The sequence below is a fragment of the Serratia sp. MF1(2023) genome, assembly GCF_030954545.1.
Classification (GTDB): domain Bacteria; phylum Pseudomonadota; class Gammaproteobacteria; order Enterobacterales; family Enterobacteriaceae; genus Serratia; species Serratia sarumanii.
On the sequence record NZ_JAVHUX010000004.1, the window covers coordinates 79,123 to 100,215 of the forward strand.

25 protein-coding genes are annotated in these 21,093 nt (G+C 61.2%); 19 read left to right on the plus strand and 6 right to left on the minus strand.

The window, feature by feature from the left end; translation table 11 throughout:
• Positions 1–32 precede the first annotated feature (32 nt).
• The 8 genes from cheR (at position 33) to REA38_RS01205 (ending at position 8,037) form a co-directional block, all read left to right on the plus strand.
• Complete coding sequence (gene cheR / locus REA38_RS01170) at positions 33–905, plus strand: protein-glutamate O-methyltransferase CheR (RefSeq protein ID WP_033653631.1); 873 nt, start codon at positions 33–35, stop codon at positions 903–905.
• Positions 905–1,954 (plus strand): chemotaxis response regulator protein-glutamate methylesterase, encoded by a 1,050-nt coding sequence (locus REA38_RS01175; RefSeq protein WP_033635003.1) that lies wholly within the window; start codon positions 905–907, stop codon positions 1,952–1,954. Before cheR ends, REA38_RS01175 begins: the two co-directional genes overlap by 1 nt.
• Positions 1,955–2,056: 102 nt before the next feature.
• The gene (cheY, locus tag REA38_RS01180) at positions 2,057–2,446 is read left to right on the plus strand and encodes a chemotaxis response regulator CheY (RefSeq protein WP_004934862.1); all 390 of its coding nucleotides are present in this window, start codon (positions 2,057–2,059) and stop codon (positions 2,444–2,446) included.
• Between the two features lie 10 nt (positions 2,447–2,456).
• A complete protein-coding gene (gene cheZ / locus REA38_RS01185) occupies positions 2,457–3,101 on the plus strand; it encodes a protein phosphatase CheZ (RefSeq protein ID WP_004934858.1) in 645 nt (214 codons plus the stop codon).
• Positions 3,102–3,266: 165 nt separating this feature from the next.
• The gene (gene flhB, locus REA38_RS01190) at positions 3,267–4,418 is read left to right on the plus strand and encodes a flagellar biosynthesis protein FlhB (protein ID WP_015378261.1); all 1,152 of its coding nucleotides are present in this window, start codon (positions 3,267–3,269) and stop codon (positions 4,416–4,418) included.
• A complete protein-coding gene (gene flhA / locus REA38_RS01195; RefSeq protein WP_103829612.1) occupies positions 4,411–6,489 on the plus strand; it encodes a flagellar biosynthesis protein FlhA in 2,079 nt (692 codons plus the stop codon). The genes flhB and flhA overlap by 8 nt, the downstream gene beginning before the upstream one ends.
• On the plus strand, positions 6,489–6,893 hold the full coding sequence (locus tag REA38_RS01200) for a flagellar protein FlhE (RefSeq protein ID WP_041035624.1): 405 nt from the start codon (positions 6,489–6,491) through the stop codon (positions 6,891–6,893). Before flhA ends, REA38_RS01200 begins: the two co-directional genes overlap by 1 nt.
• A gap of 328 nt (positions 6,894–7,221) precedes the next feature.
• Positions 7,222–8,037: a 5'-nucleotidase, lipoprotein e(P4) family gene (locus REA38_RS01205; protein ID WP_033653633.1), complete on the plus strand. Its 816-nt coding sequence runs from the start codon at positions 7,222–7,224 to the stop codon at positions 8,035–8,037.
• Positions 8,038–8,281: 244 nt separating this feature from the next.
• On the opposite strand, the gene REA38_RS01210 is transcribed toward REA38_RS01205, so the two are convergent.
• The 5 genes from REA38_RS01210 to flgA all read right to left on the minus strand — a co-directional run bounded on the left by REA38_RS01210 (position 8,282) and on the right by flgA (position 10,751).
• Positions 8,282–8,584 (minus strand): DNA-binding transcriptional regulator, encoded by a 303-nt coding sequence (locus REA38_RS01210; RefSeq protein ID WP_047571545.1) that lies wholly within the window; start codon positions 8,582–8,584, stop codon positions 8,282–8,284.
• Positions 8,577–8,951: a type II toxin-antitoxin system RelE/ParE family toxin gene (locus REA38_RS01215; RefSeq protein ID WP_047571546.1), complete on the minus strand. Its 375-nt coding sequence runs from the start codon at positions 8,949–8,951 to the stop codon at positions 8,577–8,579. Before REA38_RS01215 ends, REA38_RS01210 begins: the two co-directional genes overlap by 8 nt.
• Positions 8,952–9,181: 230 nt before the next feature.
• Complete coding sequence (locus REA38_RS01220; protein WP_033634998.1) at positions 9,182–9,616, minus strand: flagella synthesis protein FlgN; 435 nt, start codon at positions 9,614–9,616, stop codon at positions 9,182–9,184.
• Positions 9,617–9,656: 40 nt separating this feature from the next.
• Complete coding sequence (gene flgM / locus REA38_RS01225) at positions 9,657–9,968, minus strand: flagellar biosynthesis anti-sigma factor FlgM (protein ID WP_033653635.1); 312 nt, start codon at positions 9,966–9,968, stop codon at positions 9,657–9,659.
• A gap of 129 nt (positions 9,969–10,097) precedes the next feature.
• On the minus strand, positions 10,098–10,751 hold the full coding sequence (gene flgA / locus REA38_RS01230) for a flagellar basal body P-ring formation chaperone FlgA (protein WP_033634996.1): 654 nt from the start codon (positions 10,749–10,751) through the stop codon (positions 10,098–10,100).
• A 160-nt stretch (positions 10,752–10,911) separates the two neighbouring features.
• On the opposite strand from flgA, the gene flgB reads away from it, so the two are divergent.
• The 9 genes from flgB to flgJ all read left to right on the plus strand — a co-directional run bounded on the left by flgB (position 10,912) and on the right by flgJ (position 18,112).
• Positions 10,912–11,325 carry a flagellar basal body rod protein FlgB gene (gene flgB / locus REA38_RS01235; protein WP_033634995.1) on the plus strand — a complete coding sequence of 138 codons (414 nt, stop codon included), beginning with the start codon at positions 10,912–10,914 and terminating at the stop codon, positions 11,323–11,325.
• Between the two features lie 5 nt (positions 11,326–11,330).
• Positions 11,331–11,735, plus strand: a complete 405-nt coding sequence (flgC, locus tag REA38_RS01240; protein ID WP_004934826.1) for a flagellar basal body rod protein FlgC — start codon at positions 11,331–11,333, stop codon at positions 11,733–11,735.
• A gap of 12 nt (positions 11,736–11,747) precedes the next feature.
• Positions 11,748–12,425 (plus strand): flagellar hook assembly protein FlgD, encoded by a 678-nt coding sequence (gene flgD / locus REA38_RS01245; RefSeq protein ID WP_033634994.1) that lies wholly within the window; start codon positions 11,748–11,750, stop codon positions 12,423–12,425.
• A 54-nt stretch (positions 12,426–12,479) separates the two neighbouring features.
• The gene (flgE, locus tag REA38_RS01250) at positions 12,480–13,703 is read left to right on the plus strand and encodes a flagellar hook protein FlgE (protein ID WP_033634993.1); all 1,224 of its coding nucleotides are present in this window, start codon (positions 12,480–12,482) and stop codon (positions 13,701–13,703) included.
• 12 nt (positions 13,704–13,715) lie between these two features.
• Positions 13,716–14,471: a flagellar basal body rod protein FlgF gene (locus REA38_RS01255; protein ID WP_033647783.1), complete on the plus strand. Its 756-nt coding sequence runs from the start codon at positions 13,716–13,718 to the stop codon at positions 14,469–14,471.
• An 18-nt stretch (positions 14,472–14,489) separates the two neighbouring features.
• Positions 14,490–15,272, plus strand: a complete 783-nt coding sequence (gene flgG, locus REA38_RS01260) for a flagellar basal-body rod protein FlgG (RefSeq protein ID WP_004934819.1) — start codon at positions 14,490–14,492, stop codon at positions 15,270–15,272.
• An 83-nt stretch (positions 15,273–15,355) separates the two neighbouring features.
• Positions 15,356–16,057, plus strand: a complete 702-nt coding sequence (flgH, locus tag REA38_RS01265; RefSeq protein WP_004934817.1) for a flagellar basal body L-ring protein FlgH — start codon at positions 15,356–15,358, stop codon at positions 16,055–16,057.
• Between the two features lie 10 nt (positions 16,058–16,067).
• Positions 16,068–17,168: a flagellar basal body P-ring protein FlgI gene (locus REA38_RS01270; RefSeq protein ID WP_004934816.1), complete on the plus strand. Its 1,101-nt coding sequence runs from the start codon at positions 16,068–16,070 to the stop codon at positions 17,166–17,168.
• The gene (gene flgJ / locus REA38_RS01275; RefSeq protein ID WP_033634991.1) at positions 17,168–18,112 is read left to right on the plus strand and encodes a flagellar assembly peptidoglycan hydrolase FlgJ; all 945 of its coding nucleotides are present in this window, start codon (positions 17,168–17,170) and stop codon (positions 18,110–18,112) included. The genes REA38_RS01270 and flgJ overlap by 1 nt, the downstream gene beginning before the upstream one ends.
• Here the strand turns inward: flgJ and REA38_RS01280 are convergent.
• Positions 18,109–18,327 (minus strand): hypothetical protein, encoded by a 219-nt coding sequence (locus tag REA38_RS01280; protein WP_039565507.1) that lies wholly within the window; start codon positions 18,325–18,327, stop codon positions 18,109–18,111. The two genes, flgJ and REA38_RS01280, sit on opposite strands and share 4 nt — an antisense overlap.
• Between REA38_RS01280 and flgK the strand changes: the two genes are divergently transcribed.
• Both flgK and flgL read left to right on the plus strand, forming a co-directional pair.
• Positions 18,320–19,969: a flagellar hook-associated protein FlgK gene (flgK, locus tag REA38_RS01285; RefSeq protein ID WP_308884656.1), complete on the plus strand. Its 1,650-nt coding sequence runs from the start codon at positions 18,320–18,322 to the stop codon at positions 19,967–19,969. The two genes, REA38_RS01280 and flgK, sit on opposite strands and share 8 nt — an antisense overlap.
• Before the next feature lie 59 nt (positions 19,970–20,028).
• Entirely contained in the window at positions 20,029–20,988 is a 960-nt protein-coding gene (gene flgL, locus REA38_RS01290; RefSeq protein WP_041035613.1) for a flagellar hook-associated protein FlgL, read from the plus strand.
• Positions 20,989–21,093: the final 105 nt, after the last annotated feature.

Consider the following 21,093-nt stretch of genomic DNA (forward strand, 5'->3'; position numbering starts at 1 on the left):
ATAAGCAGCACGTGTTTCCCCGGTGAGGTGGCATGAAACAGGTGCCGTCAACTTCTAACCGGGATACTGCGTCGATGTTGACGCAAATGGTGCAGCGCCTGCCGCTGTCGGACGTGCATTTTCGCCGTATCAGCCAGTTGATTTATCAACGCGCCGGCATCGTGCTGGCGGAGCATAAGCGCGAGATGGTTTACAACCGTCTGGTGCGCCGGCTGCGGCTGTTGGGACTGCACGATTTCGGCGACTACCTGGCGCTGCTGGAAAGCGATCCGAACAGCGCGGAGTGGCAGGCGTTTATCAACGCGCTGACCACCAACCTGACGGCCTTTTTCCGCGAGGCGCATCACTTCCCGATCCTGGCGGAACACGCGCGCTCGCGGCCGAACGGCTACAGCGTCTGGAGCACCGCGGCCTCGACCGGCGAAGAGCCGTATTCGATCGCCATCACGCTGAGCGATGCATTGGGCCAGCGGGCCGGCAGTTGCCAGGTCTGGGCCAGCGACATCGATACGCAGGTGCTGGAAAAAGCGGAAGCGGGCGTTTACCGCCAGGAAGATCTGCGCACCCTGACGCCGACCCAAATGCAGCGCTATTTCCTGCGCGGCACCGGGCCGCATCAGGGGCTGGTGCGCGTGCGGCCGGAACTGGCGGCGCGGGTGAACTTTCAGCCGCTGAACCTGCTGGCGCCGGAGTGGGCGCTGCCGGGGCAGTTCGACGCCATTTTTTGCCGCAACGTCATGATCTATTTCGATAAGGCGACGCAGGAGCGCATCCTGCGCCGCTTCGTTCCCTTGCTTAAGCCGGGGGGGCTGATGTTCGCCGGCCACTCCGAGAATTTCAGCCAAATCAGCCGGGATTTCTACTTGCGTGGGCAGACTGTGTATGGGCTGACCAAGGAGAGGTAATGAGTAAAATCAGAGTGTTATGCGTAGACGATTCGGCACTGATGCGTCAGCTGATGACGGAAATCGTGAACGGCCACGCCGACATGGAAATGGTGGCGACCGCGCCGGATCCGCTGGTGGCGCGCGATCTGATCAAAAAATTTAATCCCCAGGTGCTGACGCTGGACGTCGAGATGCCGCGCATGGACGGGCTGGATTTCCTCGAGAAGCTGATGCGCCTGCGGCCGATGCCGGTGGTGATGGTCTCTTCGCTGACCGGCAAAGGCTCGGAAATCACGCTGCGCGCGCTGGAGCTGGGCGCGGTGGACTTCGTGACCAAACCGCAGCTCGGCATTCGCGAAGGCATGTTGGCTTACAGCGAGCTGATTGCCGAGAAGATCCGCACCGCCGCCAGGGCGCGCCTGCCACAGCGTTCCAACAGCCCGGCGCCGGCGATCCTCAGCCACGCGCCGCTGCTGAGCAGTGAAAAACTGATCGCCATCGGCGCTTCCACCGGCGGCACCGAAGCGATCCGCCAGGTGCTGCAGCCGCTGCCTGCCACCAGTCCGGCGCTGCTGATCACCCAGCACATGCCGCCCGGTTTCACCCGTTCGTTCGCCGAGCGGCTGAACAAGCTGTGTCAGATCACGGTGAAAGAAGCGGAGGACGGCGAGCGCGTGCTGCCGGGCCATGCCTACATCGCGCCGGGAGACCGCCACCTGGAACTGGCGCGCAGCGGCGCCAACTATCAGGTGAAGCTGCATGACGGCCCGGCGGTTAACCGCCATCGTCCGTCTGTCGACGTGCTGTTCCGCTCGGTGGCGCAATATGCCGGCCGCAATGCGGTGGGCGTGATCCTCACCGGCATGGGCAACGACGGGGCGGCGGGGATGCTGGAGATGCACCGCGCCGGGGCCTATACCCTGGCGCAAAACGAGGCGAGCTGTGTGGTGTTCGGCATGCCGCGCGAGGCGATCGCCGGCGGCGGCGTCAGCGAAGTGGTCGAGCTGGACAGGATGAGCCAGCGCATGTTGGCGCAGATCGCCGGCGGCCAGGCATTGCGCATTTGATTTTAGTCCGCAGGGTCTACTCGGCGGCGATATGACCCAGGTTCGCCGCGCGGCGGCCTGCGGTTTTGCATCATTAAACGGTTAACTATTTCAGGAGTAACAATGGCAGACAAGAACCTCAGATTTCTGGTTGTGGACGATTTTTCCACCATGCGTCGCATCGTCAGAAATCTGCTCAAAGAGCTGGGCTTCAACAACGTCGAAGAAGCTGAAGACGGCGCGGATGCGCTGAACAAGCTGCGCGCCGGCGGTTTCGACTTCGTGGTGTCCGACTGGAACATGCCGAACATGGACGGGCTGGAGCTGCTGCAAACCATCCGCGCCGATAGCGCGCTGGCCGCGATGCCGGTATTGATGGTGACGGCGGAAGCCAAGAAAGAAAATATCATCGCGGCGGCGCAGGCCGGCGCCAGCGGTTATGTAGTGAAACCATTTACGGCGGCGACGCTGGAAGAAAAGCTCAACAAGATTTTTGAAAAATTGGGCATGTAAGGAGAGGGCGATGAGAGACATTCCAATGCCTGCCAGCGATGCAGCGACCGCGGGAGAGATCATCTCCCGCATCGGCCAACTGACCCGAATGCTGCGCGACAGCATGCGCGAACTGGGGCTCGATCAGGCGATCGCCCAGGCGGCAGAGGCGATCCCGGATGCGCGCGACCGTCTTGACTATGTCGTAACCATGACGGCGCAGGCGGCGGAACGGGCGTTGAACTGCGTGGAGGCGGCGCAACCGCGCCAGGCGGAGCTGGAATCCGGCGCGAACGCGTTGAAGGGGCGCTGGGACGAGTGGTTCGCCAATCCTATCGAACTGGACGACGCGCGTTCTCTGGTCAACGACACGCGCCAGTATCTGGATCAGGTGCCGGGCCATACGGCCTTCACCAACGCCCAACTGCTGGAGATCATGATGGCGCAGGACTTCCAGGATCTGACCGGTCAGGTGATCAAGCGCATGATGGACGTGGTGCAGGAGATCGAAAAGCAGCTGCTGATGGTGCTGATGGAAAACATGCCGGAGCAGCCGGTGAAGGAAAAACGGCCGAACGACAGCCTGCTGAACGGCCCACAGCTCGATCAGAACGGCGTCGGCGTGATCGCCAACCAGGCGCAGGTCGACGATCTGCTCGACAGCCTCGGTTTCTGAGGCTTATCGGGGCGCGCAGCGGCGCGCCCCGACAACATTCCGCGCAGTTTTCGTCTCATCCCCTAAATAACCCGCCTTTTCCCCCGTTGTTCCGTCAATGACATCGCCAATTTTTTGGCATGCTGACCGCCATTCTTTACCCTCCCGACACAGGAACGGCGTTTCGTGGCTGAAGACAGCGATCTGGAAAAAAGCGAGGCCCCCACGCCCCACAGGCTGGAGAAGGCGCGTGAAGACGGCCAGATCCCGCGTTCCCGCGAACTGACCTCGGTACTGATGCTGCTCTCGGGCCTGGCGATCATCCTGATGTCCGGCAGCAACATGGCGCAACAGTTGGCGGCGATGCTCACGCAGGGCTTGAACTTCGACCACGGCATGGTCAGCAACGATAAACAGATGCTGCGCCAGCTGGGCATGTTGCTGCGCCAGGCGGTGCTGGCGCTGTTGCCGATCATGGCGGGGCTGGTGCTGGTGGCGCTCGCCGCGCCGATGCTGTTGGGGGGCATCCTGTTCAGCGGCAAGTCGATCAAGTTCGACTTGAAACGGCTGAACCCGTTGTCCGGGTTGAAGCGCATCTTTTCCAGCCAGGTGCTGGCCGAGCTGCTGAAAGGGATCCTGAAAGCGACGCTGGTCGGCTGGGTGACCGGCCTCTATCTGTGGCACAACTGGGCGGCGATGCTGCATCTGATGACCCAGCAGCCGCTCGACGCGTTGGGCAATGCGCTGCAGATGATTCTGTTCTGCGGTTTTCTGGTGGTGCTGGGATTGACGCCGATGGTGGCGTTCGACGTGTTCTACCAGCTGTGGAGCCACTTCAAAAAGCTGAAGATGACCAAGCAGGATATTCGCGACGAATTCAAAGACCAGGAGGGGGACCCGCACGTCAAGGGGCGCATTCGTCAGCAGCAGCGGGCGATCGCCCGGCGCCGCATGATGGCCGATGTGCCCAAGGCGGACGTGATCGTCACCAACCCGACGCACTACGCCGTCGCGTTGCAGTACAACGATAAAAAAATGAGTGCGCCGAAAGTGCTGGCCAAGGGCGCCGGTGAAATCGCCTTGCGCATCCGCGAGCTCGGCGCGGAACACCGCATCCCGATGCTGGAGGCGCCGCCGCTGGCGCGTGCGCTGTATCGACACAGCGAAATTGGGCAACATATTCCGGCCACCCTGTATGCCGCGGTCGCCGAAGTGCTGGCCTGGGTGTACCAGCTGCGCCGCTGGCGGCGCGAGGGCGGCCTGATCCCGAAAAAACCTGAACGTTTACCGGTGCCGGAAGCACTGGATTTTGCAAAAGAGAGTGACTCTGATGGCTAATTTGGCCTCCCTGCTTCGTTTGCCGGGCAATTTTAAAGATACGCAGTGGCAGGTGTTGGCCGGCCCGGTGTTGATCCTGCTGATCCTGTCGATGATGGTGCTGCCGTTGCCGGCGTTTATCCTCGACCTGCTGTTTACCTTCAACATCGCGCTGTCGATCATGGTGCTGCTGGTGGCGATGTTCACCCAGCGCACGCTCGAATTCGCCGCCTTCCCGACCATTCTGCTGTTCTCCACGCTGCTGCGTTTGTCGCTCAACGTCGCGTCGACGCGCATCATCCTGCTGGAAGGGCACACCGGTTCCGCCGCCGCCGGCCGCGTGGTGGAGGCCTTCGGCCACTTCCTGGTGGGCGGCAACTTCGCCATCGGTATCGTGGTGTTCATCATCCTGGTGTTGATCAACTTTATGGTGATCACCAAGGGGGCGGGGCGTATCGCCGAAGTGGGCGCGCGCTTCGTGCTGGACGGCATGCCGGGTAAGCAGATGGCGATCGACGCAGACCTGAACGCCGGGTTGATCGGCGAGGACGAAGCGAAGAAACGCCGCGCCGAAGTCACCCAGGAGGCCGATTTCTACGGCTCGATGGACGGCGCCAGTAAATTCGTGCGCGGCGACGCCATCGCCGGCCTGATGATCATGGTGCTGAACGTGGTCGGCGGCCTGTTGGTCGGCGTGGTGCAACACGGCATGGAGCTGGGGGCGGCGGCGGAAAGCTATACGCTGCTGACCATCGGCGACGGCCTGGTGGCGCAGATCCCGGCGCTGGTGATCTCCACCGCCGCCGGCGTTATCGTCACCCGCGTCGCGACCGATCAGGACGTCGGCGAGCAGATGGTGGGCCAGCTGTTCAACAATCCGCGCGTGATGCTGTTGAGCGCCGGGGTGCTCGGGCTGTTGGGCCTGGTGCCGGGCATGCCGAACCTGGTGTTCCTGCTGTTTACCGCGGCTCTGTTGGGTCTTGCCTGGTGGCTGCGCGGCCGTGAACAACAGGCGCCGAGAGCGGTTGAAGAGCCAGTGATGCCGGACAACCCGCAGGCCGCCGAAGCCAGCTGGGCCGACGTGCAGTTGGAAGATCCGCTGGGGATGGAGGTGGGCTACCGGCTGATTCCGATGGTCGATTTTCAACAGAACGGCGAGCTGCTGGGGCGTATTCGCGGTATCCGCAAGAAATTCGCGCAGGACATGGGCTATCTGCCGCCGGTGGTACACATTCGCGACAACCTGGAACTGCCGCCTGCCAGCTACCGCATCCTGATGAAAGGCGTCGAAATCGGCAGCGGTGAAGCGCAGCCGGGCCGCTGGCTGGCGATCAACCCCGGCAATGCCGTGGGCGACCTGGCGGGAGACAAAACCGTCGATCCGGCCTTTGGGCTCGAGGCGGTGTGGATCGACAGTGCCTTGCGCGAGCAGGCGCAGATCCAGGGCTTTACCGTGGTGGAAGCCAGCACCGTGGTGGCGACGCACCTCAATCACCTGATCGGCCAGTTCGCCAGCGAACTGTTTGGCCGCCAGGAAACCCAACAGTTACTGGATCGCGTGTCGCAGGAGATGCCGAAGCTGACCGAAGACTTCGTGCCGGGCGTGGTATCACTGACCACGCTGCACAAGGTGCTGCAAAACCTGCTGGCCGAGCGCGTCTCCATCCGCGATATGCGCACCATCGTCGAAACGTTGGCGGAGCACGCTCCGGCGCAGAGCGATCCTTATGAACTGACCACCGTGGTGCGGGTGGCGCTGGGCCGGGCGATCACGCAGCAGTGGTTCCCGGGCAACGGCGAGATTCAGGTCATCGGTCTGGATACCCAACTGGAGCGTCTGTTGCTGCAGGCGTTGCAGGGCGGCGGCGGGCTGGAGCCGGGGCTGGCCGATCGCCTGCTGGAACAGGCGCGCCAGGCGCTGCAGCGGCAAGAGATGCTCAGCGCGCCGCCGGTGCTGTTGGTTAACCATGCGCTGCGGCCTTTACTGGCGCGCTTCCTGCGTCGCAGCCTGCCGCAGCTCGTGGTGCTGTCCAACCTCGAGATCAACGACGATCGCCAGATTCGCATGACCTCGACCATCGGAGCCGCCTGATGAAACGCTGTCTGTTCGTGCTGTGTTTGCTGGCCCCGTTGACTGCCGGCGCGGTGTCCGGCTCTTGGGTGGCCGAAGGGGCGGGCGTGACGTTGGAACAGGGCGGCATGCGCGATGAGTCCGCCGGTTTGCGGCCGCCGAACGCGCTGCCGGACGCCAATGCGCGCATCACCCGCGTCAGCTGGCGCTACCGTTTGCTGGGGCCGGAGCCGGCCGGGCTGCAGGCCCAGCTCTGCACGGTAAACCGCTGCATTCCGCTCGGCGGCGGCAGTGGCAGCAGCAACGGTCTGCAGGGCGAACCGGCCAATGCGGAATTGCGCTTTGTCTATTACGTGCAGTCGCAAGGCGGGTTGAATCCGCCGCTGCGGGTGATTGGCAATCAGGTGATCGTCAATTACGAATAGGTCGCCGCCCGGTTCGGTGGGGTAGTTTGGCGCCGGCCGGCGTTATGCTTAAGCGATAAAATGAGCCTGGAAATTCAAGACTCACGGCCGCCTTTGTCGCGCGGCACAATCTGGAGCCTGTTTGTGTGACAACAGTCATAATCCTATTTTTATACGTTGTTTCTCTCTTTGTTTTATTGTAATTTCCGCTTAATCTTCAAATTTATGAAGATTAAACGTGCGTGAAGGGCGTTAATTTACCCGTCCCTTAGTAAATTATGCGCAATGTATTAACTATATAAATAATCCTCGCCGTACTCTCATAAAATTAAACTTATATGGAGTATCTATGAAAATTTTAAAATCATACATGCCATTATTACTTTTATGCGTGGCTTTCACCGCTTCGTCAAATAATCACTGCGATCCTTCCCGGACTGAACTGCCCGCCAGTTGCCTCACGGAACAATTCGCCATGTCGGTATTGTGGTATCAGAATGCGGCAGAGGCACGGGCGGCTTTTTATCAAGGGTATCAGTTGGGCAAGCTCCGACTTGAGCAGGAATTAAAGAATAAATCGGAGAAGCCGCGTGCCGTCGTGCTGGATCTTGATGAGACCGTGCTGGATGACAGCCCGCACCAGGCCTGGTTGATAAAGAACCAGTCGTTTTTGCTTGACGGTTGGGATGAATGGGTCGACATGGCAGCGGCGGAAGCCGTGCCCGGCGCTATCGATTTCCTGAGGTTTGCCGATGAAAACGGCGTTACCATTTTCTACCTGAGTGACAGAAAGCAGTCGCAGATTGACGTGACGCTAAAAAATTTACGCCGCATTAATTTGCCTCAGGCGAAAAAAGAAAATCTGTTGTTAAAAACACCGGAGATGCAGGGTAAACAGAGTCGTCGCGACGCGTTGGAAAGCCAGTATGACGTCGTGCTGTATTTTGGCGACAATCTGGCTGACTTTATTGATTCAAAAGGTAAAAGCCAGGCTGAAAGGAATAAAATGATGGAGGATGTGCAGCAAGAATTTGGCAAGCGTTTTATTATCTTCCCGAATCCGATGTATGGCGATTGGTATGGCGGTATTATCGATGGCCAGTTTAAAGCGAAAAACAATGAGCTTTATAAGCTGCGAGCGTCTAAATTGACGCCGTTTAAGTAACAAAAACAGGTAAGGTAAATGTAAGCTGCGGGCATTTATGGTATGAATATAAATACCCTGAAGCGTTTTATTCAATAGGCCGATTCGCTGGCTCTCGATATGAAGTAATTAATAGAATCGATAATATACATCGGATAGTTCCTTGTTGTATCGAGGGCTGTTTAATGTGTTCTGATTTCAACTTTGATTGTCTGGCCGACGGCTGCCGACCTCATCCGGTGAGCGAAGTGGTGGGAGGGGCGCTTCAGGCCAGGATCGCCAGGCCGTTGCGTTCCACCAGCGTCAACAGCTTCATCGCGGCGGAGTTCGGTTGCGCTTCGCCGCGCTCCCATTTCTGTACCGCCTTTTTGCTGACGTTGAGATACAGCGCAAACACCGGCTGGCTGACGTTTTCGCGTTCGCGCAATGCGCGGATCTCGGCCGGCCCGAACTGTTTCACCGGCCGCAGGCACAGCATGTCGAAGGTGCGCATGGTCACGTCGTCGACGAAACCGGCGCGGTGCAGGCCCTGAACTTCCTGGTGGATCTCGGCAAGAATTTTACTCATCGCTTAGCCTCCGCAATTCCTTGTTGTTGACCAGCTGGTAAAGTCTGAATGGCGAATAATCCAGATACAGCGCAGCCAGATGTTTCAATCCTTGTAACTCGTCCGTACTGATGTTTTCTCTCTCGCTTTTGGCAAAGCCGCGCATAAAAAACAGGCGTTCTTCATCGCGAAAAACGATCAGTACCCGATAGCCGCCCCGTTTGCCCGCACCCGTCCGAGCGATGCGCTTTTTGTATACGCAACCGCCAAGATTGGCGTCGTACAGCTGACGTTGCATCTCTCGCGCCGCTTTCACTATCGTGGCGTCGCTGATGCGCTCGCGCGCGGCAAAACCCAGAAAGGTTTTGGTGAGATAAATATCGGCCATTCGCTCTCCCTGCGAATCTATACCCGTTAAGGGTATATTTCAAGTGGTTTAAAAATAACCACAGGGTGACAAGCGGCCAAAGGGAAAGAAACAGCCAAATTCACGGCATGCGCAGCCTGGCGCATAGCGTTAAGGGAATTCAGAAAGCGGTAAGAAGAAAATGCGAGAGGCTGCGCATAACCGGGGAAACCCGCGCCCGGCGGTGCGTTCACCGGGCGAAATGAGTCAGGTCAGACGCCGATTTTTCTGCCGAGCAGGCTGCCGGCGTGCGACTGGCCGTCCGGGCCATACAGCGATTTATTGTTCTTGCTCAGGATCGCCAGCGCCTGAGCGTTATGGTCGATCTGCTGATTGAGCAGCAGGCCATTGTGCTGATTCTTTTCGCGCAGCGTTTGGCTCAGCAGTTGAACGCGTTGCCAGCGATCGGCCAGGGGCGCATGGCTGGCGTAGGGCGCGCGTTGCCCGCAGGCTTTTTCCTGCCCCAGGCGCTGTTGCTCGAGGTAGGCGACCGTCGCCAGCAGCTGGCTTTTGGCATCGGTGACGCGCTGCAGCGCCACGCCGGGCAACTGGCCGGAACACAGCAAGTCGTGCTCTTCCTCCAGCACGCCATTGAGCGCCTGCAGCGTTTCCAACAGTTTATCCAGCAGTTGTGCCAGGTTTTCCATAGTGATGACTTATCCTTTACCGCTACTCGCCGCCGCGCCGTCAGTCGCGCCCGGCGATCCATTGAATGTCGCTCTGCGCGTCTTGCAGCAGCGCGTCGGCGATTTTGCCGGCGTCCATCTTCAGTTCGCCGCTGCGGATCGCCTGCTTGATGGCCTCGACCCGGCCCATATCGATATCCTGGGTGCCCGGCTGCATCAGGCGCGCCTGCGCCTCGCTCAGCTTGACCTGCGTGCCGCTGACGGCCGTTTCGGCCACGGCGGCCTTACGCGGTTGGAGCGGGTTGTCGGCCGGGGTTTCACGCGGTTGCACAGTGGAAACCGGCTGTAACCGCTGGGTGCGATCGATACTCATGGTCCATCTCCGTTTACGCCGTGACCGCTCTCGGGCGACGACGCTGCAATGAAAGTGTTGCGGCCCTGGTGGCCGATAAAATGCTGCTTGATTTGTCTTATCGGCAAGGTTTGCGGAACCTTTACTTTTTTATAACGTAATGCGGATCGCGCCGTCGTCCCCGACCACGCCGCTGACGATCTGCCCGGACGCCATGCGCACCCGCACGCTGTCTTCGGCGGCGGCGTTGTTCATCGCCTTACCCGAACCGCTGATGTTGAATCCTTCGCCCTGCGCGTTGACCTGTACCGATTGCCCGGCCTTGATAATCCAGGCTCGGCGCAGCATGGCGAGGGTCAGCGGTTGGCCGGGGCTGATGTTGCGCAGGCTGACGGCGCCCAACGCCTTGCCCGCTTCGGTCAGCGCGCGCGGCGGCAGGGTATCGAGCCGGCCTTCTTTCAACGTCAGATCCGCCGCGGTCAACCGGCTGCCGGCGCTGATGCCGCGCGCCGAAACCAGATAGCGGCCGAACACTTGCACCTGCGTCTGGATAAAACGCCGCTCCTGGCCACAGCGCGCCGAAATACTGACGTTGCCGCCGATCCGCGCGTTGGGCGGCAGCGACAGCTGCGGCAGTTCGCAGGCGGGCCATTGGGCCGGCGGCGTGCGCACCCGCACTTTCACCTGCACCGGTTCGCCGCTGAACTTGCCTTGGATGAAGCTTTCGATTTGCGTCGCCAGATCGTCGGCGCGCGCGTTCAGACTGCACAGCAGGCCGATAAGCAGCAGCATTTTACCTTTCATCGTCATCTTCTCAAGCCTCATCGGGATACGCGTAAGTGTACCCGCAGCGCGCGCAGGCTAAGCAGATAAATAGCGCCCCATTTTGCGTTTATTCCCGCGATAGGGTGGCGCAGGGGGCGTTTATGCTGTCGACTCCAAATTCTAACCTCGCGGAGGGAGCATGCTCGACAAACTGGACGCGGCTCTGCGCTTTGGCCAAGAGGCGCTGAACTTGCGCGCCCAGCGGCAGGAAATTCTGGCCGCCAATATCGCCAACGCAGATACGCCGGGTTATCAGGCGCGGGATATCGATTTCGCCAGCCAATTGAACAAAGTGCTGGAACAAGGGCGCGTCAACGGCAACGGCATGTCGCTGAACCTGACGGCGGCGCGCCACATCCCGGCGCAGACCCTGCAGCCGCCGCAGCTCGATCTGTTGTACCGGGTGCCGGACCAGCCATCGATGGACGGCAACACGGTGGACATGGATCGCGAACGCACCAACTTTGCCGATAACAGCCTGAAATATCAGACCGACCTGACGCTGCTCAACGGGCAGATCAAAGGGATGATGTCCGTGCTGCAACAAGGATAAGGCGCATGTCTTTACTGAACATTTTTGATATCTCCGGCTCGGCGCTATCGGCGCAATCCCAGCGCATGAACGTCAGCGCCAGCAACATGGCCAACGCCGACAGCGTGACTGGCCCGGACGGCGAGCCTTACCGCGCCAAGCAGGTGGTGTTCCAGGTCGCGGCGGCGCCCGGGCAGCCGACCGGCGGCGTGCGCGTCGCCCAGGTGGTGGACGATCCGGCGCCCGAACGTCTGGTGTATCAGCCGGGCAACCCGCTGGCGGACGCCAAGGGCTACGTGCGCATGCCGAACGTCGACGTGGTGGGGGAAATGGTCAACACCATCTCCGCTTCCCGCAGCTACCAGGCCAACGTCGAGGTGCTCAACACCACCAAGTCGATGATGATGAAAACCCTGACGCTGGGTCAGTAACCGGAGGTTCCCATGGCTATCGCCGCAACCACCAACGAGTCGTTGGACAACACCGTCATCGGTAACAACAGCAAAAATACCAACAGCCAGGATCTGCACAACAGCTTCCTGACGCTGCTGGTGGCGCAGTTGAAAAACCAGGATCCGACCAATCCGATGCAGAACAACGAACTGACTTCGCAGCTGGCGCAGATCAACACCGTTCAGGGCATCGAAAAGCTCAACACCACGCTGGGGTCGATCTCCGGCCAGATCAACAGCAATCAGTCACTGCAGGCGACTGCGCTGATCGGTCACGGCGTAATGGTGCCGGGCAACAACATTCTGGTCGGCAGCAAGGACGGCAAGGTCAGCACCACGCCGTTCGGCGTGGAACTGGAGCGCGCCGCCGATCAGGTGACCGCCACCATCACCAACGCCAGCGGGCAGGTGGTGCGCACCATCGAAATCGGCGGCCTGACCGCCGGCGTACACGCCTTCACCTGGGACGGTTCGCTGGATGACGGCACCACCGCGCCTGACGGTGCCTACAAAGTGGCGGTTAACGCCAAAGGCAACGGCGAGCAGCTGGTGGCGCGCAGCCTGCACTTCGGGCTGGTCAACGGCGTGATCCGCGACGGCAACGGCGCCAAATTGGATCTCGGCCTGGCGGGCAACGCCACCCTGGAAGACGTGCGACAGATCTTATAACCCTAAGCATCAGGCTCAATCGGACGATAGCCTGACCACTATTCGGAGAATAACATGGCCTTTTCTCAGGCAGTCAGCGGCTTGAACGCGGCAGCAACCAATCTGGACGTGATCGGTAACAACATCGCCAACTCCGCGACCGCGGGCTTCAAATCCGGCAGCGTCTCCTTCGCCGACATGTTCGCCGGTTCGCAGGTTGGGCTGGGCGTCAAGGTGTCCGGCATCACCCAGAACTTCAAGGGCGGCACCACCACCGGCACCAGCCGTGCGCTGGATATCGCCATCAACGGCAACGGCTTCTTCCGCATGCAGGATAAAGACGGCGGCATCTTCTATACCCGCAACGGCCAGTTCAAGCTGGACGAGAACCGTAACCTGACCAACATGCAGGGCCTGCAGCTGACCGGTTATCCGGCGGCCGGTTCCCCGCCGACCATCCAGCAGGGCGCCAACCCGGTGCCGCTGAGCATTCCTGAAGGCATGATGAATGCCAAGGCGTCCACTTCCGGCGAGATGGTGACCAACCTGAAGTCCACCCATAAGGTGCCGGAGAACAAGACCTTCGATCCGACCAAACAGGACAGCTACAACTACGTTAACACCATCACCGCTTACGACTCGCTGGGCAACGCGCACAACATCAACGCCTACTTCGTCAAGACCGACGACAACAAGTGGCAGGTCTATACCCAGGATGGCAGCGCCGCGCCAGTGAACGCCGGCACCATGGAGTTCAGCACCAGCGGCAACCTGGTGAAAACCACCAGCACCAACGGCGCGCCGGGCGAGTTCAGCATGGTGATCCCGATGACTGCCAAAGACGGCGCACCGGCGCAAAACTTCACCCTGAGCTTCGCCGGCAGCATGCAGCAGAACGTGGGCAGCGACTCGGTGAGCAAAGTGGCGCAGGACGGCTATGCCGCCGGTGAATACACCAACTTCCAAATCAACAACGACGGCACCGTCGTGGGCATCTACTCCAACCAGCAGACCCAGGTGCTGGGCCAGATCGTCATGGCCAACTTCTCCAACCCGGAAGGGCTGGCGTCGCAGGGCGATAACGTTTGGCAGGAAACCGGCGCGTCCGGTCAGCCGCGCGTCGGTCTGTCGGGCGGTGGCGGCTTCGGTAAGCTGACCAGCGGCGCGCTGGAATCTTCCAACGTCGATCTGAGCCAGGAGCTGGTGAACATGATCGTCGCGCAGCGTAACTACCAGTCCAACGCCCAGACCATCAAGACGCAGGACTCCATCCTGCAGACGCTGGTTAGCCTGCGCTAATAGGGCCGAGTCATGGATCACGCGATTTATACCGCGATGGGCGCGGCGCGCCAAACGCTGGAGCAGCAGTCCATCACCGCCAACAACCTGGCCAACGCGTCGACGCCGGGCTTTCGCGCCCAGCTCGCCGCATTGCGCGCGGTGCCGGTCGACGGGCCGAGCCTGGCGACGCGCACCTTGGTGACCGCGTCGACGCCGGGCGCCGACATGAGCCAGGGGGCGCTGAACTACACCGCGCGCCCGCTGGACGTGGCGCTGCAGCAGGACGGTTTCCTGGCGGTGAGCCTGCCGGGCGGCGGTGAAGCCTATACTCGCAACGGCAACATTCAGATCTCCTCCACCGGGCAGTTGACGGTGCAGGGGCTGCCGGTGATGGGCGACGGCGGCCCGATCGAGGTGCCGCCGTCGGCGGAGATCACCATCGCGGCCGACGGCACCATTTCGGCGCTGAACGCCGGCGATCCGCCGAACACCATCGCGCAGATCGGCCGCCTGAAGCTGGTGAAGGCTGATGCGCGCGAAGTGATGCGCGGTGACGACGGGCTGTTCCGCCTGACGCCGGAAACCCAACAGCAGCGCGGCAATCAGTTGCAAAACGATCCGCAGGTGCGGGTGATGCCGGGCGTGCTGGAGGGCAGCAACGTCAAGCCGATGGAGACCATGGTCGACATGATCGCCAACGCCCGCCGTTTTGAAATGCAAATGAAGGTCATCCACAGCGTGGATGAAAACGAACAGCGTGCCAACTCACTGCTCTCATTGAGTTAAGCAGCAAGGAAATAACCGATGATTCCATCCTTATGGATTGCCAAAACCGGTCTGGACGCGCAGCAGACCAACATGGACGTGATCGCCAACAACCTGGCGAACGTCAGCACCAACGGCTTCAAACGCCAGCGTGCGGTATTTGAAGATCTGCTGTACCAGACCATGCGTCAGCCGGGGGCGCAGTCCTCCGAGCAGACCACGCTGCCTTCCGGCCTGCAGATCGGCACCGGCGTGCGCCCGGTGGCGACCGAGCGTCTGCACAGCCAGGGCAATCTGTCGCAGACCAACAACAGTAAAGACGTCGCCATCAAGGGGCAGGGTTTCTTCCAGGTGATGCTGCCGGACGGCACCCAGGCCTATACCCGCGACGGGTCGTTCCAGATCGATCAGAACGGCCAATTGGTGACCTCCAGCGGTTTCCAGGTGCAGCCGGCGATCACCATTCCGGCTAACGCGCTGTCCATCACCGTCGGCCGCGACGGCATCGTCAGCGTCACCCAGCAGGGGCAAACCGCCGCCCAGCAGGTGGGCCAACTGACGCTGACCACGTTCGTCAACGACAGCGGTCTGGAGAGCGTGGGCGAGAATCTGTACCAGGAAACCGAAAGCTCGGGTGCGCCGAACGAGAGCACCCCGGGGCTGAACGGCGCCGGTTTGCTGTATCAGGGTTACGTGGAAACCTCCAACGTCAACGTGGCGGAAGAGCTGGTCAACATGATCCAGACTCAGCGCGCGTACGAGATCAACAGCAAAGCGGTATCGACCTCCGATCAGATGCTGCAAAAGCTGACGCAACTGTAATCTGTCATTGACGGGCCCGGCTTGCCGCGCCCGTCATTCTCTTTCGTGAAACAAAGGCGATACCCGTGGTAACCACATATTCGATGGCAATCCTGCCGCGGCAGGGACAACGCTGGCTGGCGGGCATGGTGATGCTGACGCTGAGCGGCTGCGCCTATATCCCGCACAAACCGCTGGTGGACGGCGCGACCACGGCGCAACCGGCGCCGGCCAGCGCGCCGATGCCGAACGGCTCGATCTTCCAGACGGTGCAGCCGATGAACTACGGCTACCAGCCGCTGTTCGAAGACCGCCGTCCGCGCAACGTCGGCGACACCCTGACCATCGTGCTGCAGGAAAACGTCAGCGCCAGCAAAAGCTCCTCCGCCAACGCCAGCCGCAACGGCGCCAGCAAGTTCGGCGTCGCCACCTCGCCGCGTTACCTCGACGGCCTGTTGGGCAATGCGCGCGCCGATATGGACATTTCCGGCGACAGCACCTTCGGCGGCAAGGGCGGCGCCAACGCCAACAACACCTTCAACGGCACCATTACGGTGACGGTCAACCAGGTGCTGGCCAACGGCAACCTGCACGTGGTGGGGGAAAAGCAGATCGCCATCAACCAGGGCACGGAATTCATCCGCTTCTCCGGCGTCGTCAATCCGCGCACCATCAGCGGCAACAACTCGGTGACCTCGACGCAGGTGGCGGACGCGCGTATCGAATACGTCGGCAATGGCTATATCAACGAAGCGCAGACCATGGGCTGGCTGCAGCGCTTCTTCTTAAATGTTTCACCGTTCTAAGGATTGACTGATGCTGAAAAAATGGTTTATCGCGCTGTGCGTCGGGCTGGTGTGCTTGCCGGCGGCGGCGGAGCGCATCCGCGATCTGGTGACGGTGCAGGGCGTGCGAGACAACGCCCTGATCGGCTACGGCCTGGTGGTGGGGCTGGACGGCTCCGGCGACCAGACCATGCAGACGCCGTTCACCACCCAAAGCCTGAGCAACATGCTGTCGCAGCTGGGCATCACCGTGCCGCCGGGCACCAACATGCAGCTGAAAAACGTGGCGGCGGTGATGGTGACCGCCAAACTGCCGCCGTTCTCGCGCGCCGGGCAGAACATCGACGTAGTGGTTTCTTCGATGGGCAACGCCAAGAGCCTGCGTGGCGGCACCCTGCTGATGACGCCGCTCAAAGGCGTGGATAACCAGGTTTATGCGCTGGCGCAGGGCAACGTGCTGGTCGGTGGCGCGGGCGCGGCGGCCGGCGGCAGCAGCGTGCAGGTCAACCAGCTGGCGGGCGGGCGCATCAGCAACGGCGCCACCATCGAGCGTGAGCTGCCGACCACCTTCGGCAGCGGCGGCGTTCTCAACCTGCAGCTGAACGACGAGGATTTCACGTTGGCGCAGCAGATCAGCGACGCCATCAACCGCCAACGCGGCGGCGGCACCGCGACGCCGCTCGACGCCCGCACGATCCAGGTGCTGGTGCCGCAGGGCAACAGCTCTCAGGTGCGCTTCCTGGCTGAGATTCAAAACATTACCGTCAACGTCGGCGCGATGGACGCCAAAGTGATCATCAACTCGCGCACCGGTTCGGTGGTGATGAACCGCGATGTGATCCTCGACTCTTGCGCCGTCGCTCAGGGTAATCTGTCGGTGGTGGTCGATCGGCAGAACACCGTCAGCCAGCCGACGACGCCGTTCGGCGGCGGCCAGACGGTGGTGACGCCAAACACCCAGATCTCGGTGCAACAACAGGGCGGATCGCTGCAGAAAGTGAACGCCAGCGCCAACCTGAACAACGTGATCCGCGCGCTGAACGCGCTGGGTGCCACGCCGATCGACCTGATGTCGATCCTGCAGGCGATGCAGAGCGCCGGCTGCCTGCGCGCCAAGCTGGAAATCATCTGATGGCCGGCGATCTGATGGCGATGTCGGGCGCGGCCTATGACGCCCAGGCGCTGAACGGCCTCAAGCGCGACGCGGCGGCCGACCCGCAGGGCAACCTCAAGCAGGTGGCCCAGCAGGTGGAAGGCATGTTCGTGCAGATGATGCTGAAAAGCATGCGTTCCGCTTTGCCGCAGGACGGGGTATTGAGCAGCGATCAAACGCGGCTCTATACCTCGATGTACGACCAGCAAATCGCCCAGCAGATGTCGCAAAAAGGGCTGGGGCTGGCGGACATGATGGTCAAGCAGATGAGCAACGCCAACGCGGTGCCGAGTGAAACGGCGGGCCTGTCGCCGATGGCGTTGGACAACGAGGTGCTGCAAACGCTGCCGAACCAGGCGCTGGAGCAGATGGTGCGCCGCGCGATGCCGAAAGCCCCGCCGGCCGCCGCGCCGCTGTCGCTCAACAACGGCAACTTCGTCGCCCGCCTGTCGATCCCGGCGAAGGTCGCCAGCCAGCAGAGCGGCATTCCGCATCAGCTGATCGTCGCGCAGGCGGCGCTGGAGTCCGGCTGGGGGCAGCGCGAGATCCCGACCTCAGACGGCACGCCGAGCTACAACCTGTTCGGCATCAAGGCCGGCGGCAGCTGGAACGGGCCGGTGACGGAGATCACCACCACCGAGTTCGAACAGGGCGCGGCGAAGAAGGTGAAGGCGAAGTTCCGCGTTTACGGTTCGTATGTCGAAGCGATCGCCGATTACGTCAAACTGCTGACCAACAACCCGCGCTACGCCGACGTGGCCGCCGCGCGCAGCCCGGAGCAGGCGGCGCATGCGTTGCAGCGCGCCGGATACGCCACCGACCCGCAGTACGCCAGCAAACTGGTCAGCGTGATCCAGCAGATGAAGAGCGCGGGGGAACAGGCGGTCAAAGCCTATACCCACGATTTGAAAGAGTTGTTCTAAATCCCCGTCATGCTTGTTGCCTTGCTGCGGCGCCAATTATTTAGGGGATAGGCGGTAATGAAGGCTGGCTGGAGGCTGACCGCATTGCCGCTTTTTTTCCTCAAGTTCTTCTCATTTTTGCCGATAACCGAGACAGGCTGAGCGAACAGGCTCAGCAGCTCAATTTGAACCCTGTGGGCCACCGGCGCCGCAGCATAAGGAATTCCGATGTCCAATAGCTTAATCAATACCGCGATGAGCGGGCTGAATGCGGCTCAGGTGGCGCTCAGTACCGTCAGCAACAACATCTCCAACTACAACGTGGCGGGGTACAACCGCCAGACCGCGATCCTGGCGCAGAACGGCGGCATGGCCACCATGAGCGGCTTTATCGGCAACGGCGTCACCGTCACCAGCGTCAACCGCGAGTACAACCAGTTCATCACCAACCAGCTGCGTGGCGCACAGAGTTCGTTCGGGGCGCAAAACGCCTATTACGAGAAGATTTCGCAGATCGACAACCTGCTGGCGAGCAAAACCAACCCGCTGTCGACCAACATGCAGGATTTCTTCACCAACCTGCAGAACCTGGTGAGCAACGCCGGTGACGACGCCGCGCGCCAGACGGTGCTGGGCAAGGCCAACGGCCTGGTGAACCAGTTCAACAACACCGACAAATTCCTGCGCGACATGGACAGCGGCATCAATCAGCAGATCAGCGATACGGCGCAGCAGATCAACAGCTACAGCCAACAGATCGCCAAGCTGAACGACGAGATCACCCGCTTGCGCGGCAGCGCCGGCGGCGAGCCGAATGCGTTGCTGGATCAGCGCGATCAGCTGGTTACCGAGCTGAACCAGCTGGTGGGCGTACAGGTCACGCAGCAGGACGGCGACGCCTATACCGTCTCCTTCGCCAACGGTTTGACCCTGGTACAGGGCAGCAACACCTATCAGGTGGAAGCCGTGCCTTCCAGCAGCGATCCTTCCCGTCTGACCATCGGTTATAACCGCGGCAACGGCGCCAGCGAAGTGCCGGAAGGCCAGATCACCAGCGGCACGCTGAGCGGCGTGCTGAAATTCCGCAGCGAGACGCTGGACGGCGTGCGCAATCAGCTGGGCCAGTTGGCGTTGGCGATGGCGGACAGCTTCAACCAGCAGCATCGCGCCGGTTTCGACCTGAACGGCGACGCGGGCGGCGACTTCTTCAGCTTCAGCGGCGGCCGGGTGGTGGATAACACCCGCAACACCGGCGATGCGTCGCTGTCGGTCGCTTACACCGACACCGGCAAGGTGAAGGCCAACGATTATCGCGTCGAGTTCGACGGCAGCAACTGGCAGGTCAGCCGCCTGCCGGACAACGTGAAAGTCAACGCCACGCCGGGCACCAGCGCCGACGGCAAACCGACGCTGAACTTCGACGGGCTGGAAGTGAGCATCGACGGCAATGCGCAGGCCAAAGACAGCTTCACCGTGAAGCCGGTCAGCGACGTGGCGGGCAATCTGAAAGTGGCCATCACCGACTCGTCCAAGATCGCCGCCGCCGGTAAAGACGACAGCGGCCGCGGCGATAACGAAAACGCCAAGAAGCTGCTGGATCTGCAAACCAAAAACCTGGTGGACGGCAAGGCGACCCTGAGCGGCGCTTACGCCGGCATCGTCAGCGGCGTCGGCAACCAGACCGCTGCCGCCAAGGCCATCGCCACGTCGCAGGCCAAGATCGTGACGCAGCTGGGCGCGCAACAGCAGTCGATGTCCGGCGTCAACCTCGACGAAGAGTACGGTGAGCTGCTGCGTTTCCAGCAGTACTACATGGCCAACGCGCAGGTGATCCAGACCGCCAGCTCGCTGTTCGATGCGCTGCTGAATATTCGTTGATTTTATTGTTAACCGGCGCCGATAACGGCGCCGGCCGCTCAGAGTAAGGAACCCACAGCATGCGCATGAGCACCAGCATGATGTACCAACAGAACATGAACGGCATCACGGGCAACCAGTCGCTGTTCATGAAGGCCGCCGAGCAGCTTTCCTCGGGCAAGCGGGTGATCAACCCGTCCGACGATCCGCTGGCGGCGTCGCGCGCGGTGATGTTGTCGCAGTCGCAGGCGGAAAACAGCCAATACACGCTGGCGCGCACTTTCGCTCGCCAAAGCGTGTCGATGGAAGAAACGGTCTTGGCCGGCGCAACGTCCACCATCGCGGACATGAAGGCGCTGATCGTCAGCGCCGGCGGCACCGAAAGCGATAACGACCGTCAGTCGCTGGCCACCCAACTGCAGGGGCTGAAAGATCAGCTGCTGAACCAGGCCAACAGCACCGACGGCAACGGCCGCTATATGTTCGGCGGATACGTGAACGACAAGGCGCCGTTCGTCGATAACGGCGGCACCGTCAGCTATCAGGGCGGCGACAAGACGGTTCAGCAGAAAGTGGACGCCAACCGCACCATGACCATCGGCCATACCGGCAACGCGGTGTTCATGTCATTGACCAGCAATCCCAAGCCTGAGCCGGACGGCAGCGCGCCGGTCAGCAACGTGTTCGAGAGTATCGATATCGCGCTGAACGCGCTGAAAACCCCGCTGCAGGGCGCCGATGAGGCCACCAGGCAGCAGGTGAACGATGCGCTGGCGAAAGCCAACCGCGGCCTGGACAACTCTTACAACAACGTGCTGAGCGTGCGCGCCGAGCTGGGCAGCCAGCTGCAGGAAATGGATCAGCTGGACAGCATCGGCAAAGAGCGCGACATGACCAACCAGGTCCAGATGAGCGCGTTGACGGATGCCGATCTGGCCGAGTCTATTTCGTCTTACTTTATGCAGCAGGCGGCGCTGCAGGCGTCGTATAAAACCTTCAGCGATATGCAGGGCATGTCGCTGTTCCAGATGAATCGTTAAGAGCAATACCCCGTTGCCTGACCGCGACGGGTTTCCCTTTAGTGCGCTTAGAAAATACCCTCTCCGCCCCGCGGGGAGGGAGGCTTCTTGAAACCGGGCGCACTC